At 56.7% G+C, this 2,430-nt stretch carries 2 protein-coding genes; both read left to right on the forward strand.

The genetic code is table 11. The features are described 5' to 3' along the window. The first annotated feature begins 111 nt into the window (after positions 1 to 111). Entirely contained in the window at positions 112 to 297 is a 186-nt protein-coding gene (locus tag AP059_RS22315; RefSeq protein ID WP_131811507.1) for a hypothetical protein, read from the forward strand. After that, positions 294 to 2,430: DUF6531 domain-containing protein (locus tag AP059_RS00130; RefSeq protein WP_256209589.1), on the forward strand; the 2,137-nt coding region annotated here is incomplete at its 3' end. The genes AP059_RS22315 and AP059_RS00130, both read left to right, overlap by 4 nt.

Here is a 2,430-nt window from a genome sequence, read left to right on the forward strand (position 1 = left end):
GGACCCACGAAGTGTCCGGCACATCCGGTTCGGATGACTGGCGTACTCCGGTCGCGGGCTAAGGCTGCGCGAGCGTTTTAGCGCACCGGTCCCTTGCGGGCCGGTGCGTGCATGACCCCAGAATTTTCTGTTTTCGGCGCCTGTTTCCACACGACGAAAATCGCTGCACTGCATGAGGGACAAGGGATGTTCGCACCGGCTCATCAGCCCCATTTCACGCTGGCCCTCGACGGGGCGGATTTTCAGGTGCTGGTCTTCAAAACCCCCGGCCTGCTGGCGGGTGAGATGCTGTCATGACGACTGAAAATGCTGTAGCTAAAACCCGTGAGCCACAAATTGCGATTGTTCCTCTGGATGAGATCCAGATCGAAGATGTGGGGCGCGATGTTTCTGCCATTGATGCCTGGCTACAAGACGCCAGTGGGGGTGTCGTTACCCTGGACCGTATACAAAACGTTGCCGGGTTGATTCCAGTGGTTGGCAATGCCATGGCGTTGGCTGATGCAATTAGCGACATCGTGACGCTGGTTAGAACAGAAGGGAAGGAACTGCTCGACTGGGTGAGTTTGGGGATCAACCTGGTGTGCATCATTCCTTTCCCGGGCAGCACCGTTGCGCGCATGAGCTTGCGCCCCATTTTGTTTTTGGTCCGCAGAGAGCTGGCCAACGTCGGCAAGATGTTGCTGGGTGATGCCCTGATTGAAATTGTTGTTGGGCACCTCAACGCAACGATCGTAGGCAAACTCGAACACTTTCTAACGACCGCTCAAAGCCAGCTACCGGGTCTGCTGGAGCAGGCGGGGCAATTAGGCGAAGCGTTTGTACTGGACCTTGCCAAAGGCATGAGGGCACTGGTCGATGGTGATATGGACGTAAAAGGGCGTCTTGTCAGCGCGCAGAAAAATATAACGTCAATCAATACTGAGCAGCTTAAGCGCGACCCGTTGCGCATCATTACGAATGTCTACAGTGCCTTGCGTGATCTTCAGGTCGCCGCAGGTAAAGGCATGGCTAACTCAGCAGCCAAGCTTCTGATGCCCGATCAGGCCAAAAAACGGGTTTATGAACAAACTGAACGCTTGATAACGATGGGCCCTGAGCTGCGCGTGCAGCTCAGAAAGCTCAACGATCCAGCCTTGAAGGGCTCCATCGGCTCGCTGGTGGTGATGCTGAATAAAGCGGTTCAGTTATGGCATGTGCGTAACCCGCGCGCACTGTCCAGCAGCATCAAAAAGGGCACCACCAGCAAAGCCCAATACATTCAGGGTAAGGGGCAATTGGAGGTCAGGAAAAACGAAGTACCGCCCAAGAAAAAAGCCAATGAAGAAAAGAATGGCACCTGTGTCGGCACCTGTAACAGCATCAACTTTGCAATGGGCTCGGAGTCGCTCGAACATACCGATTTCAGCTTGCCCGGCCCGTTCCCGATTGAGTGGACACGTACTTATTTCTCGGCCCTGAGTGCTTACGATCAGGACGTGATGGGTGCCCGTTGGGTGACCGAGTTCACTACCCGTTTTGATTGTATTGGTGATGCCCTGACGTTCCACGACGCCGATGGACGAAGCCATGACTATCCATTGCCCAAAGAGCGCCTGTTTCACTTCGACGCCATCGAAAACCTGACTGTTGTACGCCTTGATCAAAACAGGTTGATGCTATGTCGAGGCTTCGATCGCAAAGAAACCTACGTTCGCCACGGCGATCGCTTCCTGCTGGCCCACATCGAACTGCGCAACGGCGCGGGCGTGATGCTGCATCACGAATACCGCCACGCCGACCAACCGGTGCTGTCTGACCTGATCACCTATCAGGGTGACCTCACCAACGTCCACTTGCATCTGGGCACCATGATCGACGACCACGGCCACCTCAAAGGCCTGTGGGAAATCCGCGACGGCGCGCCGGTGCGTCAACTGGCGGCCTACTACTACGACGCCCACGGCGACCTGATCAACGCGCAGGACGAAAACGGCGCCGCGTGGAGCTACGAATACCAGCATCACCTGATCACCCGCTACACCGACCGCACCGCCCGTGGCATGAACCTGCAATGGCAAGGCACCGGGCCCGACGCCAAGGCCGTGCGCGAATGGGCCGACGACGGCAGCTTCGACACCCGCCTGGAGTGGGATGAAAACATCCGCCTGACCTACGTCACCGATGCCCACGGCAACGAGACTTGGCACTACTACGACATCCTTGGCTACACCTATTGCATTCGCCATCCCGATGGGCGCTCTGACTGGTTCTTCCGGGACCGTGCCAAGAACGTCGTGCGCCATGTTCATGCAGACGGCAGCACAGATCAGTATGCCTTCGATGACAGTAGCAACTTGCTTGAACACATCCGCGCCGACCACAGCGTCATGCACTACGCGTACAACGATCAGGACCAGTTGATCAAAATCCGCGACGCCGAAGGCGGCC

This window comes from Pseudomonas sp. TAA207 (assembly GCF_001529285.1).
Taxonomy (GTDB): Bacteria; Pseudomonadota; Gammaproteobacteria; order Pseudomonadales; family Pseudomonadaceae; genus Aquipseudomonas; species Aquipseudomonas weihenstephanensis.